The organism is Photobacterium rosenbergii, assembly GCF_033022775.1.
In the GTDB taxonomy this organism is placed as follows: domain Bacteria; phylum Pseudomonadota; class Gammaproteobacteria; order Enterobacterales; family Vibrionaceae; genus Photobacterium; species Photobacterium rosenbergii_A.
Map to the genome: position 1 here is coordinate 154,849 of NZ_JAWJZI010000004.1, position 15,192 is coordinate 170,040.

The following is a 15,192-nucleotide window of genomic DNA, read 5'->3' on the forward strand; positions in this document are numbered from 1 at the left end:
AAGGGGGAAGCATGCTTCCCCCTTTATTTTTATTAGCTCTTGGTATATTGATAGTCAGTACTTACCATCAATAGATACCATCCACTTCATAGAAAACCACCTTACCGCCGATATGCACTTCGGCCTCTTCGCCAAGCGTCAACCCCAGCAAGGCTTCACCCAAAGGTGATGACGGTGTGACCACAACAACCTCGTGATTTTCAAGCTTCAGCTTGATGCCTCCTGCTGCAGGCCCAAAGAATATCCACTTTTCATTATCGTCTTCATCAAGAAGATGGAGCAGACATCCCAGCACGACTTCATCCAATGCTTTCGGCAGTGACGTTTTCAACTGATCGTAAGCATTGATATCTGCCAAGCACTCGGCGACGCGCTGTGACTGTCCATGCGCTAGGTAGGCCGCTTCAATCGCCAAGGTATCATATTGGGTTTCAGCAACACTCTGATCATCGGTTGCCGCACTGTGCGCCTGATCAGCCGCATGCATCGCCCCTTGGTAGGCTTGTTGTAAATCGTCGAGAATAAGATCAATGATCTGAAGTTTATGGCTGGAATTCATGGTGTCGGTGTTTTCATTGAAACGTGATAGAAATGAAAGTGTAACGTGGACACCGTATAAACCCAAGCGGCGTAATCCTATGAACCAGGCTTGCAGGGATCATTTCGGAATGCCTTGGAAATCCAAAGTACTATCATACTGAGCCAAATTATTACTCTTGCGACTAAGCTTGCGAAACTCCGTGGGGGTCATTTTCATATAACGCTGAAAAGTTTCATAGAACCGGCTATTGGAATTGAAACCCACCGTCAGCGCGATATCGAGAATCGTTCGGTTAGTATCCGCTAACAGTGCGCGAGCATGGTTAATGCGCATGGAAGTGACATATTCCTTAATGGTCATCTTCATCACACTCTGGAACAAGTTCATCGCATAGTTGGTATGCAAGCCAACATGCTCAGCGATGTTTTTCACCGTGAGCGGCGTGTCATGGTTACAAGCGATATATTCCAAGATCTTCTGGACGTGGAACTGCGAGTGCTTTGAGAGCCCTTTCATACTGCCTTTGCTTTCCATGGTATGGGTCAACTTTTCCCACCCCGTCAGGCACACCCGCTTGAGCATCAAAGACATTTCATCGGCCGCCAGCTGGCGAAAGCCAATATCATTGCTTTTGCTCTCTTCCATCCAGAACGCAATCTGCTGCTCGGTCACCAGGTTTGGCAGCGCAGACTGAACAACCGTGCCATGGGTGATCTGATTGAGCAGGTTTTCGTCCAGCGGCCACGCCAGGAAGTAATGCATGGGTATGTTCAAAATTCCCATATTCCTCGACTTGCCAGGCTCGGTAAGTTGATGTGGCGTGGTAGCCCAGAAGATCCCGATATGACCGTTATTGATAGTAAAAGGGTGGTCGTTAATGACATAGTCAACATCATCACCGAAAGGAATGTTCACTTCAATCTGGCCGTGCCAATGGTAGCAAGGCATGTGGTGCGGCTTGCGCAGTTCAATATGGATAGATTCATACGAGGAAAAAAGGCTTAGCGGCCCCAAAGCGTCGGCATCAGAGCTATCTTGCGGATTCTCATTCTGGGCAATTTGCTTAGCCATTATTCCTCTGTACGCCGGTCGGTAAAACAGAAGCGAATATACGATAACCGAGGCATGCCTGCCGAGAATTATTCCGCAAATTGTGAAGTCCAGCCCAAAGCCCACTCCAATCAACCAGAAGCAAGCACTAACCCTGACATAACAAAGGCCATCAGAAGGTGCGATGGCCTTTGTTATCGTTTATATCTTATTTTTCATCGATATAATTACCAGACGTCAACAGCCTCAATACGACATTCACATTATCGCTTAATTGTTGATCCACTCGACCGGGAAATAGTTCTTCCAGCTTATCTAAACGGTCAAGTTCAGTGTGCCAGATTTTGCCCCATTTCGATTCAGTATCGCGGTCACACGCCGTTTTATTCTCAGCATCATAGCAGTCCCATGCATCAGGGTTTGTTGTCTGAGAGTAACCGTCATAGCCCCATTGACCGTTGATATTGAAATTGGTCGCTTCGACATAAGCGATAGGAATACCCGCGCAGGCAAAGCCAGCATGATCAGACCATGAGCCCGTTTCGCCTTCCGGGTATCCGGGGAATGCTGGGTGTACGGTGTATTTGCCATCCTCACCTTTGACATCAATAGACGCCTGCAACATGGCATCTCGAACATGGGTTTGAGAGTTATAGTCCGTTTCGGTTAATCCCAACTTATCACAGGTGGATTGATACTCGGCATAATCAGAGTGAGCGGCGTGAACATAAACGTAATCACCACCACCGACAGTATCGTAATTAATCATAGCGATGACGTTATCTAATTGATTATTGTCCAGTGCCTGGCGAACATAATGCAGCGAACCGTTCAAACCATTTTCTTCTGCTCCGGGGAAGAGAATACGCACGGTATAGGGTAGCGACTCTTGCATCAGGTTTTCTGCTATCGCCACGGCAGCAGCAACACCAGCACCGTTATCCGTTGCACCTAATGAGCCGTGATCTGAGCCTGTTGAATCATAATGCGCAGCAAGAACGATAGTTTTCTCACTCGCCCCCTGTTTTTCAATAATGTAGTTTTTCGAAGATAAAAGCTTATCTCCTTTTTGATAAGTAAAAGGCTGAACCTCAACGTCGTAACCAAAGCCAGTCAACTTGTCGTATAGCCAATTGCCCATGGCAGCTTCTTCAGGCGTGCTAGCTTCTCGTGCACCGATACCCTCAATTTCATCGGCAATGTCTACGAGGTAACTGGTCGCCTTTTTACCATAATCAATAGTGTCAGAATCGCTGTTACAACCGCTGAGACCAATTAAGACAGAAAGGGAAAGTAAACTGATAATTCCATTTTTCATGATCGCACCATTATCTAATTTCAATTATTTATTGTTATTCGAAATTAGTATCTGGCCTAGAGATTTAAAAACCGTGATTAATATCGCGTGCGTATAATTTACGAGCAGAAAAACACCACTTTGAGAACTAGGTCAACTCGGCATAAATAAAGGCAAAAAGTGCGTACTATTACGCACCCATGCTTTTTCACCATCTTTCGCCGCGGCCAAAACGATAGACCAACTGACCCGAAAATAAATCATCGTTGGTTGATAGTTTACCGCTGTAGAAATGCACCCAATCGGCCTGCAATGCCCAGTTACTGTTTAGTTTATAGTGCAAGCCAAGCCCACCATTTACTTGGAAGGTAGTGGTATCACGGTCTTTTTCCAATAATGTTTCACCGATCCCAGCATTGATATAAGGACGAAAATCATCATCACCAAAGAAATAATATTGGAAATCGAAGCTGTAATTTTCATAGGTGATGCTTTCACCCGTAGTCTTGCTGTCAGTATCGATGCGGGTGTATTGCAGCCGGGATGATAAAAATGGGGTGTAATACACACCCAAAGTGATCATTGGCGCCCAACTATTTTCTATCCCCCACTCTTCATCCAAATCCAGATAGCGACCACCAACCGAAATACCGACAATGCCGTAATCCACCGGATCATGGGTTGTGACGTTGCGAACCCGGGTATAACTGCGGCGCATCGCAGGGCTGGTCTCCCCCTCACCGAACTGGAAGTTCATATTTATATTGAACTGGCTGTCTGTCTGGCCGTTGGGAAGAGCGACATCTTGAAAGCCGATATATCCGGTACCGGCTTTCACCACATCACGCCCCATCAAGTGGTTTACCCCGCGGCCAAGGGTATCAACGGGGTCAAGCAGGAACAGCGCCGTGTTACCCATCCATTCTGAATCCCAGACTTTCCCCCCTCCCTGAATGATTTCACGTTCTTTATGGAAGGCCCACTCACCGTAAACCCAGCCAAGTACAGGGGTGACAACCAAGTCCTGTACAGCAGGAACTTCAGCAAACGCCTCAACACCATACTCCCAATAGAAAGTCGACATCATGAAGGAATAGACAAATGCATCCCACTGGCGGTATCCCGACTTACGGGCGATTTGGTAATACACGCCGCCAAAATACGGATGGCCGATATAGTTGATATACCAAACATCCCTATCCCATACCGGCCCATCCCTGACATTATCCCACCATTTTTCCAGCAGGCGGTCATCACTGGTATCCCAGTTAGAGATGTCTTCCGGCAACAAGGCAATAAAACCCGCCACACCGACGCCATACCAGAAAATAGACTTGGTCTGCGACCATAGGCGATCGATATCTTCGCCATTTTCACCGGAGAACAAGGCAACGTTATATGGCGAGCCATAAACCGATACATCACGCGGCACCTGCTCCCAAGTGGTATTGGTATAGGGAGATTTAGAGTACTTTGATTTATAGGTTGGCTGCTCGGGTAAGCTATCTGAGAGAAAAAGAGGCTGCTGCGACTCAACTTGAGCCATAGCTATTGATGATGCCAACGCTAATCCCACTGCCACTACTAACCGCATTCCAACCTCCTTTCAAAACGACTTTCGGCCAAAATGTCAGAAATAACCCTTTATATTGGCCATTAAATTCAGGCACTTAAAAACCACACCCTGAGTATAGTTAACACAAGTAAAAGAAAATTAGTGCTTGCAGTAGAATATCAATTCTCAGATCTGTCGCACAATTTTGCGACTAAATGCGATGTGATCCTCTCCCCCCCTCCCCAAAAACACCCCCGGCACTAATCGCCAATTTTCAATTCATTTTTCCAATTCATGCTAGCCTTTAACTTGGAGTTTTATCCCCTACAAAATGGAAGGAATTAATATGAACCTGATCGCCAAATCGGCTGTAGTCATTATTTCAGCCATTACTTTAGCCTCCCCTTCAGTTATCGCGGCACAACTCTCTGATGCCGATTTACAAGCCGCGATGGAAGCCAAATTAACAGAACAATTAAAAGATGAAAAAGTGGCGGCGCACACTGCTGAGTTCATCATGAACAATTTGCTTACCTGGCAGGGTGAACCGCTTCCTCTTGATCAAGCTGATAGCATTATCGCCTATGCCTTCGGTAACCGAATTGCCGAAAACGGCAACCAATCACCAGGGCCGATGAACAAAGCACTGGCTGATACTGTAGTAGAAATCTACGAAAAAACCGGTAAACCCGTCTATGCCCAATGGGAGATTGCCCAAGAGATTGGCGATCGCGTGGAAGCCAAAGATCTCACTGCGATATATCCAAAAATCGGTTCTGATGGCACCATCATTTACTTAAGCACCATTGGCGTTGCCGAAGAAATAGTGAAGCTGGCAGGTGGAGCCGATAAACTAGGTAAAGCCGTTGTAGTCGGCTTTTATGAACACAGTCTACGTACGATTAACACCACCAAAGATGCAGGCATCGAAGCTTACGCACCCGAAGGTATCGAGCTCCCCCATGACTATGATGAGGAATCAGGCCAGCCATGGACACGCGATGCGCTGATTTTTGTCATGCATGAAATCCGCAACAGGGGAACCAACGAACGCACCCGGCTGATTGAACAAGCCAATCAGGATAAGTAAATTGCGCGTGTCCTACATGTAAAACTGTAAAGGGCTGTGTCCAGGTGCAGCCCTGATTTGCATTGTAAAACCGCATGACTTGTTACGAGGTCTAAACCACTCACCCATTGAATTAGCTTATTCACGGGTCGTTATTGACTGAGCTCGAAAAACAGTGATAGGTTAATGGCATGCAAATGATTATCTCCAAGCCTTCTATCAACCTTTCTTGGTGGCACTCTCTTCATTAAAGAGCGGTGCTGAATAGTCATATTTGTTCAAAGCCGCCGGATGGCAGGCTACGAACAAACTTTTCCTCCTTGTCTCCGGCGTTGATTTATCAACTTGCGATAATACGGAGACATACAATGCGAGATACCCCAATCACGCCAACTACAACAGCGGCGAAAGCCACAACGACTACAAGTGACAGCAAGGACGTCAGAGACCAAAAGATCCTGACCGGCGACCGCGCCACGGGCCAGCTCCATCTCGGCCATTATGTCGGCTCATTGAAACAAAGGGTTGAGCTGCAGCATCTCAATCAGCAAACTATTCTGGTCGCTGACATGCAGGGTCTTACCGATAATGGCAACACCCCGAGCAAGGTCGCCGACAACATTCTCAATGTGGTGGCAGACTACCTTGCCGTCGGGATAGACCCAGCCAAAACCACTATTTGCTTACAGTCAGGTGTTCCAGCCCTTTCCGAGCTGACCATGTATTATGCCAACCTAGTTTCCATTGCTCGCCTGGAGCGCAACCCAACAGTCAAAAGCGAAATTCAAGGCAAGAACTTTGGCCGCTCCATTCCTGCAGGGTTTCTAACCTACCCCATTAGCCAAGCGGCAGATATCACTGCTTTCCAAGCACAACTCGTGCCTGTGGGTGATGATCAACTACCTATGCTTGAGCAAACCAATGAAATCGTCAGGAAGGTCAACGCCCTTGCTAATCGCGAAGTCCTAAGAGAATGCCAGCCATTACTGAGCAATATCAGTCGGCTGCCTAGTGCTGACGGCAAAAGCAAAATGTCTAAATCTCTGGGTAATGTGATCACGCTGGACGCATCCGACAAAACCATTAGCCAAGCAGTGAAAGCCATGTATACCGACCCCAACCACCTCACTGTCGACCAGCCGGGGCAAATCGAAGGCAATGTGGTATTCACTTACTTAGATGCCTTCCACCCTGACGCTGACTATGTCGCTCAATTAAAAGATCATTATCAGCGTGGTGGCTTGGGCGACGGCAAGACCAAGCAAATCCTTACCGACTGTCTGCAAACACTTATCTCGCCGATACGTGCTCGTCGTCAGGCATTAATTGCGGATAAAGGGTATTTGATTGAGGTATTAAAGAAGGGAACCGAACAAGCCAAGCAAGAATCGCAGCAGGCACTTGATAACGTAAAAGCGGCATTCGGGCTAAATCTACTATGAAATAAATAGCCATACTCTGAAGATTCAGAGTATGGCTAAAAAGTTACTGCGCTATATCCAGCATATTGTTTTTAACGCCGTTGGTCCGGAACCAGCCGGCAATACTGAAGCGCTCCATATTGGTAGGCAATACTTCATGAGGGAATTGCTCAGACAAAAATACGAACAAGCGACCTGACTTGGGCGCAAGCTTCATCAGCTCCTTATCTTCCAAATCGTAAACCACCAGTTCGCCGCCATCTTGCTCTTCCCAGCTGTCGTTCATGTAAAAAACTGTAGTCAAACGGCGGTTTTCATTGCCGTGGAAGCAGTCGAGATGCTTTTGGTAAAAGTCCCCTTTTTCGTATTTGGCAAAATGGGCTTCATATTCAAACAGACCGAGGAAGAAGTGTTGATTAACTTCACGGCGAATAACTTCCATTCGCTCTAAAAAGTCTTGCACTGCGATGCCTTGATCCGCTGCCAGCCAATGGATTTTGTCGCTACGAATAGATGACTCTCGTGCCACTTCATCGTTGCGGCCAATTCGCGCCTTGGTCCACTTTTCTGGCAAACACGTTTTTAGGTCATCTACCTGCTCAGGAGAGAGAAAGCCATCCCACACAAAATAGCCCTGGGTCGCCAGCGCATCGATCAACTTCTGCATCACGTTTTCACATTATTAGAAAAGGATGCGGGTTATAACGCTGATAATGGCTAGCGGCAATTCGGGTTCTTTATGATAACGATAAAGATATCTTTTGAGGGGGATTTCCAGCCCTTTATTTCCACCCCATCAGCCAACGGCTGCTATCTTTGAGCTCGCGCCAATCGAGCTCATACATGCGGTGGTTGATCACAGCTTGAATCAGGCAGAAAACCACCTTTTGGTTTTCATCGTACTCGACGTCAATCACCATAAAATGCTTCTCACGCCCTGCGACTTCCACTTTGGTCCACTTGCTACCATATAGCGACTTGGGGTGTACCCGGTTCATGGCGATCTCCTATAAAACGCTTTTACCTCAATACGTAATCTAAGGGAGTGCAGATTAATTCTCAAGAGGGGCTATGGGCTATCCAAAATTTTAGAAAAGCCTCCCCCTGCCAAACTACAGTTTTTGCTTTTTGCTCTTCCCACAGCCAAGGGCCTAGAGCCGCTCTTCCCCTGCTCTTCTTCATCCAAGTCAAGGATAATACGTTCACGTGACAGCTCTTTAGGAAGTATCTTGCGTTTCCCGCGGGGCTTTTTAGTGGTAGTTGTGACGACGACTTTCTGCTCCGCGGAGTGGGTTTCTCTTTCCACTTCATTGAACAGATCACCCTGAGCGTTGTCGTGTGTTTATGTGCCTCAGTACGTTTGGCGAACTGGCGGTCGATGGCAAGCTTGAACTGCTTAAGAAGTATTTGTCGCTCTTGCTGCCAAGAATGCGCGAAGAGTCTGATCGCTACTCAGTGACGATACCGAATATCAACCAATATAAAGCCAAACAGTTTTCTAAAGGAAAAACTAACTTCACCGGGTCATTGCAATAGCCAATGATAATGTAAGGTTCAGACCTCTTGCGGGAAAACCTGGTGAAGGAGATAGATCTAGTTTATTCGGCGTTTCATTTTCAAGTGGTTAGCTCAAGCTGGACTGACCATCACCTGAAAAGGTGATGGTCGTAGGGTTTACATTCTAGTTAATCGTGTTTTTGAAGATTTCACCATCTTTCATGATCAGCGCTAGATTTTCTTCAGGGTTAGTCAAGATAGAAATATCTTTTAGTGGGTTACCGTTGATAAGTAGAATATCAGCGTAAGCACCTTCTTCGATCACACCTAGCTTGCCTGGGTAAGGGTTGCGTGGACCAGTCATTTCAAGTACACGAGTGTTAACCGAAGTCGCTTGCTGCATGATCTCAGCAGGAGTAAACCATTTCAAACGGTTGGTGAACTCTTGGTTTTGTAGCGCTTTTGCTTCAAATGAGCCGATGAAATCCGTACCGAAGCCCACGTCTACGTTGTACTTCTTGGCCATTTTCATCATGGTATCTAGGCCTTCAGCTGCTTCAATTTGGCGAGCAGCCTGCTGCTCATTAAAGTGAGCAGGTACTGGGCCTAGGAAGAAACCTGTTTGCGCGGAAATAAATGCGCCTTTTTCAGCGGCTAGTTTCATTGTCTCTTCAGTCAGCATGTTTGCGTGTTCAATGGACAAGAAGCCCGCTTCTAAGCTTTCACGCACCGCGCGGTCGGTATAAGCATGTACTGCAACGTAAGTGTTCCAACGGTCTGCTTCGCCAGCTGCCGCTTTTAGTTCTTCCATTGAGTATTCCATGATGTCTAGTGGGTCGCGAAGGCCACTTACTGCACCACCGGAAAAAATCTTAAGGAAGTGTGCGCCTTTACGCATTTGCTCGCGAGAAGCGGTTAGCACTTCTGGTACACCGTCAGCCATAATCGCACCACCATGAATTTCCAATTCTGTTAGCGCTGGGCCGCCGAATTGTCTTGGTGCTGTGTTTAGCGTTCTGAAGTCACCGTGACCTGCAGTCATCCCGATAGCTGCTTCGGCAGAATAGATACGAGGGCCAGGGAAGTGACCTTGATCGATAGCTTTCTTAGGACCAAGAGAAGGGCCACCTGTGTCACGTACTGTGGTGAAACCACGCATTAAAGTGTTTTCTGCTTCTTTCAATGCCAGCGCACCAATGTAAGTGCCTGGAGAGTCCATGAATTCCCACATTCCCGTGTTCCAAGTTAGGTGAACGTGCGCGTCAATAAAGCCAGGAGACATTGTGCGGCCAGCCGCATCGATGACCATCATGTCGCTGGTTGCTGGAATAGACTTAGAGATCTTAGCGATTTTGTTGTCTTCAATTAGCACGCTCATCGACGATGTTAACTTGTCACTCGTGCCATCAAAGATGTTTGCATTTTTGATCAGAGTACGCTGAACAGTATCTTCTTCTGTGGCATAAGCCATAGGTGATGCCGCTAATACGGCAGCAATCACTGTTGAGGTGAATAGTTTCTGGGGTTTCATAGTTTACCTTTTAGTTTTTACTATGGTTTAGTGGGTTATTTATAAAACTGCGATTCATCAGCTTTCATTGTGTAAATGGCATCAACCTGAGATTGACCATCGTAGTAGCTAGCTACGCCAGTAACCATCTCTGACTCAAGTTTTCCTTCCACCCAAATTGGGTCTTCCAAGCGCTTTAATTCAATACCTTGCTCGAATTCAACCATGATAATCTGGTTGGGAGGTGGAGCTGGGGTATGTATGCAGGCTCCGGCTGTTGGTACTAGGAAAAATCGGGTTACTTTGGTTCCGTCAAAGTCAATCGGGGCAATGAAGCCGAGCATCTTCCATGTTTGATCGACCACCTCAGGATTTGGGCTAGTAATCTGATGGTATTGTTGCTCCATAATCTTATTTCGAGCTTCGATCAGTTCTAGTGGGTTCAGTCCAGAAGCCTTGAGCTCGACTGCGATCGAATCCATTTCACTTTGGTATGCACGAATGTCTTCTTCAGTGAAGACGCTCGAATTACTTTCTACTCTTCGATTCAGTGAAGCGTAGTCTTTCATCATTTCAAGGTCGGTGTGGCTCATGGTTAAAAACGGGTTGTCGATAGGTTCGACTTTCTTAACCAATGAACTCCAGTTCAAATAACTTTGGCCATCACTGCCTTGAAAAGTCAGTAATTCTGAAGCGCTTATCGCCGTCGATAAAACGATCAAGATTAGGTAAGGCAATTTCTTTAGAAAATTCATTAGATACATAAACATTGAGTTCGCTTCTGTTGTTAGCTACCAATTTAATGAATACAGCAAATTTTATCCATTGCATTTAACTTTATGTGCCACTAAAGTTGGTGTTGTGTCACATTGTGTTTAATTAAAGGTGTAACTGATGCATTTAGTCTTATCTGAGTCAAAGTTGGGGGGCTACTTTGGCGAGTTTTAATGTTACCGATAGTCGATATAAAAGGCGTATTCATTCGTTATGCTCTGCTCTATTGGAGGCAGACGGTCATAAACATGATTTGTGTGATGATTGCAGTGCTCAAAATTTAGTTTTTGCAGAGTCCCTTTATAAGTATCTTCAACACGCAGATATGAATTATTCTGGAGAGTTTTTACCCTTTGAAGTAGGTCAATGTTTGGCTGAGGAAGATCTTATTGAAAACGGCGATAGAAGAGTTAGCTGGTTTCAATTGTTAACTGAAACTTTGGCCTATCACATAACAGCTTCCAATTATGCGACATTTCATATCGATTTTATCGGGGAGAGACTGCAAATCCGACTTGAACGTATACAAAGAGTTCGGGTCTCGACCAAAGAGTTAAATTCGTTAATGATTGGCTATCTACTTACACTGATCAAACAGGCTGATTATGCGCAATTCCAACCTAGTAGCATACTTATTACTAGTGAGGTTGAAGTCAAAATCCCTGATATTTATCCATATCAAAAATCTAAAGTGGGTAATACGGCATTTTCGATTAACATACCCGTATCTTGGTTACTGGGTTATAAAACTAGTGAAGATCCACTAGATAGTTTTAGCCTCAAAATGATTAGAAAAAAATGTCGAGAAAACTTGAGTAATCCTAAATGGAATATCAATCAACTGGCAAAGGAGTGTAGCCTATCAGTACGGTCGCTTCAAAGAATACTAGCCAATCGAAATACAACATTTAGAAAAATCATGTTGAATGAAAAAATAGATATAGCAAAGTCTGAGCTGACCAAGGGAAATAATCACAGGGATATTGCTATGAAGCTCGGATTCACTGAGTATTCGGCTTACAGTCGTTTTTTTAAAAAGATGACAGGGACTACACCAAGAGAATATTAGTTTTACGCCATATCTTTACTAAATTGGCATAGAGTGACAATTAAATTTGTGGTGGAACTCGGGAGCACAAGGCGCTGAAGGTGCTGAGAACTGAACCGACCAAAATCAGTGTGCCGATGAAACAGAAGCGCTGTATGATCAATCCGTTGTTCCTAGAGCAAATTCTTCTGACTGGATTTGCATCTATGGCTGAATCTTGAGCACTCATGCGGAAGCCCTGACGGTTATATCACTTATCATCACAATATTGAGTAACTGTCACTCCACTCTCTTTTTTAAAGAAGCGACCAAACGCTGTGACATCAGAAAAACCTAACTGAGTAGCAATTTCTCTTGGCGATATTTTTTCATTGAGTTTATTTTTTGCGTAACTTAACTTCTCCTGAAGCATAATTTTCCTGAATGAAGTTTTATGATTCGCCAATAACCTTTGTAGAGTTCGCACCGACAAATGGCACTCTTTTGATAATTGATTAATATTCCAATCCACATTGGTAACATTAAAACTACACAGTCGTAAAATACTCTCAATCGTGGTCTCTACTTTGTTCTCTAGCTCTTCTTCTTTCCTTTTCATAGGCATATCATTAACCCAAATCACAGGTATATTTATAGATACTTCGTATCGACCTGACATAACATTGGATGATAATTGATGACGTTCTGGGATAAATATGTCCTTATGAGATTGAATAATTAACTTATCTGGGGAGTACGCATCTACAACATAGTATTTAATTAAACTAACAATATAACCCAATATAACTTCATCCATGTACTGGCTTGAGTGTCTAATTGATTTCTCTCTTTTCAAACCAATAATCATACGATCTTTTATTATATCCAGATGAAATGTAGCGTAATATGCAACCATTGTTTGTTTTGAGAACACATTGATTAAAGATACCAAAAGATTGTCATGCAAACTTTTATTACTAAGATCATTTTCGAAAAGCTTTTCACCCAAAAGGAAGCCTAAATATTTATCATCAAGCAAATGACTAACTGCTTCTATAAACCTATATGATGTCTCTGCATATAATGTATTATGCTGTAGCAACGGTTTTTCCAGCTCAAGGTATTTTTCAATATTAACATTGCTATTTTCGACTAACTCCCGACAAGCTTTTATCACCTTATTAATATAGTCACTTTGTGTAATATTTAACTTCACTACCACTCCCTCATTTAAATCACAACACCACAAAAACACTTTGCGCCATAAAACAAACTTCATGTCGCAATATGTTTGCTTATAATAGTATACCGAGACTCTTTTTAATATAATTAAAAACTAATGTAAATATCATAAATTTCGATCTATTTTTTTAATTTGAGCATAGCCTTAGCTTTAGTAAATTTGTGTGATGAAGTATAGGTATGGAGCGGCAATGTCACTACACTTCAAAAATACCCCGATAGTTACTGAAGCACGCAAACTCAACTCGGTCATCTCATGGTGTAACCAACATGGGCTAGAGTGGCGCGAACTGGCCCGCGAAGTAGGGTTACCCGTCGAACATATGCATGACAGCCAATGCCTACCCGGGAACTTGTTGTTGGGCTTTGCCCAGAAGCTCACCGCAGAATTTGGGCCACACATAGGGGTCGATATCGGCCGGCGAACCTTTCCAATCGATATATCACCAGCCCTCGGCAATATGCTTGACCGCTGCGACACCTTCGCTGAAGCCGTGCAGGTGTTTATCACAGAGATGAACACCTTTAGCAATAACCTCGTGTACTGGAGCGAACAGCTGGCAGGGACATGGTGGTTATGCTACCGGAGCCCGATCCCCTCTAACACGCTCGGGTTCATGCCTATGGAGTGGCTACGAATTATGTATCTCCTTAATCTGTGCTACCCGTTTCTTGGCTGCAAGTGGAGACCCACGGCCGTGAAAATGATGTCTTCCCATCCACAATGGCCAACCCTCCCAGAGGAACTAAGGCATACCACAGTAAAGTTTAGCCAACCGTACGGGGCGATAGCTATCCCTTTGCCGGATCACTGCCCGCCTATGATGTTAGTAGAGTCTCAACATGACTGGCTAGATACCATTACACGACTTGTTCAAACCTTTTCCCCCGAACCTTGGTTCTCACTTGGCTGGTTTGCTCAGGTGCTGGGGGTAACGCCAAGGACTTTGCAACGGCATCTTGCTAAGCGCGGCACCACATTCAAGGCGCTGAACGAGACAGCACGAAAAAACAAGGCTATTGCCTTACTGCTCGGTAGCGAAGCCAGCATCACAGAGATCGCTTGGCAAGTCGGCTATAACGACATGAGCAATTTCAACCGTGCTTTCAAAAAATGGACGGGGGAGACCCCGTCAAGATTCAAGTTAAAGCTGTGTGGTGGAAGATAATGAAGCTCGAAACGAAATACAAAGGCCGCATCTTTGACCAAATCACTGCGGTGATATCCCGCCCCGTCTAAGACGATATGGAGTTTGTGAGCCAATGGATAGCTTTCCCTAAGTTGACAGAAAAAGCGAACAATATTTAGTCCGCTACGGCTATCTGTTCTTTCAACCATTGTCGGACTTGGGCCTGTTCAGTTGCTTTCTATCTAATTTGAATTTTTAAATGATGTTTTATGCCATACAAAGATATCCGTGTCGTAAAGTGTTCCTGACTAATTGTGTACCTAGTGTTCAATACCATAAAATTCAAAATGTAAATGGCAGCGATAGAGTTAATCTATTTGAAAGGTGCCATACCACCACTTAATTATTTACTAATTTTTGAGGGAACCATGCGTTTAAATCATTCTCTTCCCCCCATTACCACTTTGTTCGTCGCTCTCGGCTTGGCCGCATCCAGTTCTGCCGCAGCAGACGACCACTTCCGCCAGCATGACGCCCACGTCCATGGCGTAGTGGAAGTGAATATCGCCCAAGATGGCCAAGACTTATTAATGGAGATTCACGCGCCGGGTGCCGATGTGGTTGGCTTTGAGCACGCTCCTCATACTGACGCGCAAAAAGCGGCGATTGACAACGCAATCGCGCAGTTAAACTCTCCGAGCGATACTTGGGTGCTAACAGCTAGCGCAAAATGCCAATTGGTAGATAGTCAAGTTTCAGAAACACTGTCCTCTCAGAAAGATGAGAGTCACGATCATGATAAACACGGTCATGATGACCACGATCACGACAAACATAACCATGACCATGACCATGACCATGACCATGACCATGACCATGACCATGGTGCACACGGCGAATTCACTGCGCAATATATCTATAAATGTGGCAACATTGAGCAATTAACAGATGTTAAAACTCAGTGGTTTACACATTTCCCAACCACCGAGCGCATCACTGTTAACGCCATCACGGAAACAGGGCAAAAAGGTGGGCCGCTGACCTCAAACACCACCGCTTTCCGTTTCTAATCCAAAGTA

The 15,192-nt window shown here is 45.0% G+C and carries 14 protein-coding genes and 2 pseudogenes; 5 read left to right on the forward strand and 11 right to left on the reverse strand.

All coding sequences use genetic code 11. The annotated features are described in order from the left end of the window. Positions 1 to 67: 67 nt before the first annotated feature. From R2X38_RS11530 to R2X38_RS11545, 4 genes are all read right to left on the reverse strand, one after another. A complete protein-coding gene (locus tag R2X38_RS11530) occupies positions 68 to 559 on the reverse strand; it encodes a transcription elongation factor (protein ID WP_317522386.1) in 492 nt (163 codons plus the stop codon). A 99-nt stretch (positions 560 to 658) separates the two neighbouring features. Beyond that, positions 659 to 1,612 (reverse strand): transcriptional regulator MelR, encoded by a 954-nt coding sequence (gene melR, locus R2X38_RS11535; protein ID WP_317522387.1) that lies wholly within the window; start codon positions 1,610 to 1,612, stop codon positions 659 to 661. A gap of 187 nt (positions 1,613 to 1,799) precedes the next feature. Further along, positions 1,800 to 2,909, reverse strand: a complete 1,110-nt coding sequence (locus R2X38_RS11540; RefSeq protein WP_317522388.1) for a M28 family metallopeptidase — start codon at positions 2,907 to 2,909, stop codon at positions 1,800 to 1,802. Positions 2,910 to 3,096: 187 nt separating this feature from the next. Next, a complete protein-coding gene (locus R2X38_RS11545) occupies positions 3,097 to 4,482 on the reverse strand; it encodes a DUF3943 domain-containing protein (RefSeq protein ID WP_317522389.1) in 1,386 nt (461 codons plus the stop codon). Between the two features lie 307 nt (positions 4,483 to 4,789). Here R2X38_RS11545 and R2X38_RS11550 point away from each other — a divergent pair, with 307 nt between their 5' ends. Together R2X38_RS11550 and trpS are read left to right on the forward strand one after the other, a co-directional pair. Continuing rightward, entirely contained in the window at positions 4,790 to 5,533 is a 744-nt protein-coding gene (locus tag R2X38_RS11550; RefSeq protein ID WP_317522390.1) for a hypothetical protein, read from the forward strand. 347 nt (positions 5,534 to 5,880) lie between these two features. Continuing rightward, on the forward strand, positions 5,881 to 6,954 hold the full coding sequence (gene trpS, locus R2X38_RS11555) for a tryptophan--tRNA ligase (RefSeq protein WP_317522391.1): 1,074 nt from the start codon (positions 5,881 to 5,883) through the stop codon (positions 6,952 to 6,954). 43 nt (positions 6,955 to 6,997) lie between these two features. Here the strand turns inward: trpS and R2X38_RS11560 are convergent, their stop codons facing one another. The 5 genes and pseudogenes from R2X38_RS11560 to R2X38_RS11580 all read right to left on the reverse strand — a co-directional run bounded on the left by R2X38_RS11560 (position 6,998) and on the right by R2X38_RS11580 (position 10,695). Beyond that, positions 6,998 to 7,600 (reverse strand): 2OG-Fe(II) oxygenase, encoded by a 603-nt coding sequence (locus R2X38_RS11560; RefSeq protein ID WP_317522392.1) that lies wholly within the window; start codon positions 7,598 to 7,600, stop codon positions 6,998 to 7,000. 115 nt (positions 7,601 to 7,715) lie between these two features. Beyond that, positions 7,716 to 7,931 carry a TIGR02450 family Trp-rich protein gene (locus R2X38_RS11565; protein ID WP_317522393.1) on the reverse strand — a complete coding sequence of 72 codons (216 nt, stop codon included), beginning with the start codon at positions 7,929 to 7,931 and terminating at the stop codon, positions 7,716 to 7,718. A 170-nt stretch (positions 7,932 to 8,101) separates the two neighbouring features. Next, a pseudogene (locus R2X38_RS11570) lies at positions 8,102 to 8,379 on the reverse strand (IS66 family transposase); the annotation flags it as partial. A 235-nt stretch (positions 8,380 to 8,614) separates the two neighbouring features. Beyond that, positions 8,615 to 9,961, reverse strand: coding sequence for an amidohydrolase family protein (locus R2X38_RS11575; protein ID WP_317522394.1), 1,347 nt, complete (start codon positions 9,959 to 9,961; stop codon positions 8,615 to 8,617). A gap of 35 nt (positions 9,962 to 9,996) precedes the next feature. After that, positions 9,997 to 10,695 carry a DUF3299 domain-containing protein gene (locus R2X38_RS11580; RefSeq protein ID WP_317522395.1) on the reverse strand — a complete coding sequence of 233 codons (699 nt, stop codon included), beginning with the start codon at positions 10,693 to 10,695 and terminating at the stop codon, positions 9,997 to 9,999. A 179-nt stretch (positions 10,696 to 10,874) separates the two neighbouring features. Between R2X38_RS11580 and R2X38_RS11585 the strand changes: the two genes are divergently transcribed. After that, positions 10,875 to 11,783: a helix-turn-helix transcriptional regulator gene (locus R2X38_RS11585; protein WP_317522397.1), complete on the forward strand. Its 909-nt coding sequence runs from the start codon at positions 10,875 to 10,877 to the stop codon at positions 11,781 to 11,783. 229 nt (positions 11,784 to 12,012) lie between these two features. On the opposite strand, the gene R2X38_RS11590 is transcribed toward R2X38_RS11585, so the two are convergent. Further along, positions 12,013 to 12,957: a helix-turn-helix transcriptional regulator gene (locus R2X38_RS11590; RefSeq protein ID WP_317522398.1), complete on the reverse strand. Its 945-nt coding sequence runs from the start codon at positions 12,955 to 12,957 to the stop codon at positions 12,013 to 12,015. A gap of 217 nt (positions 12,958 to 13,174) precedes the next feature. Here R2X38_RS11590 and R2X38_RS11595 point away from each other — a divergent pair, with 217 nt between their 5' ends. Next, a complete protein-coding gene (locus R2X38_RS11595) occupies positions 13,175 to 14,152 on the forward strand; it encodes an AraC family transcriptional regulator (RefSeq protein WP_317522399.1) in 978 nt (325 codons plus the stop codon). Here the strand turns inward: R2X38_RS11595 and R2X38_RS11600 are convergent. Further along, positions 14,122 to 14,289 (reverse strand): annotated as a pseudogene (locus R2X38_RS11600) (transposase); the annotation flags it as partial. The gene R2X38_RS11595 and the pseudogene R2X38_RS11600 overlap by 31 nt on opposite strands. A gap of 252 nt (positions 14,290 to 14,541) precedes the next feature. On the opposite strand from R2X38_RS11600, the gene zrgA reads away from it, so the two are divergent. Next, positions 14,542 to 15,183, forward strand: a complete 642-nt coding sequence (zrgA, locus tag R2X38_RS11605; RefSeq protein ID WP_317522400.1) for a zinc uptake protein ZrgA — start codon at positions 14,542 to 14,544, stop codon at positions 15,181 to 15,183. Positions 15,184 to 15,192: the final 9 nt, after the last annotated feature.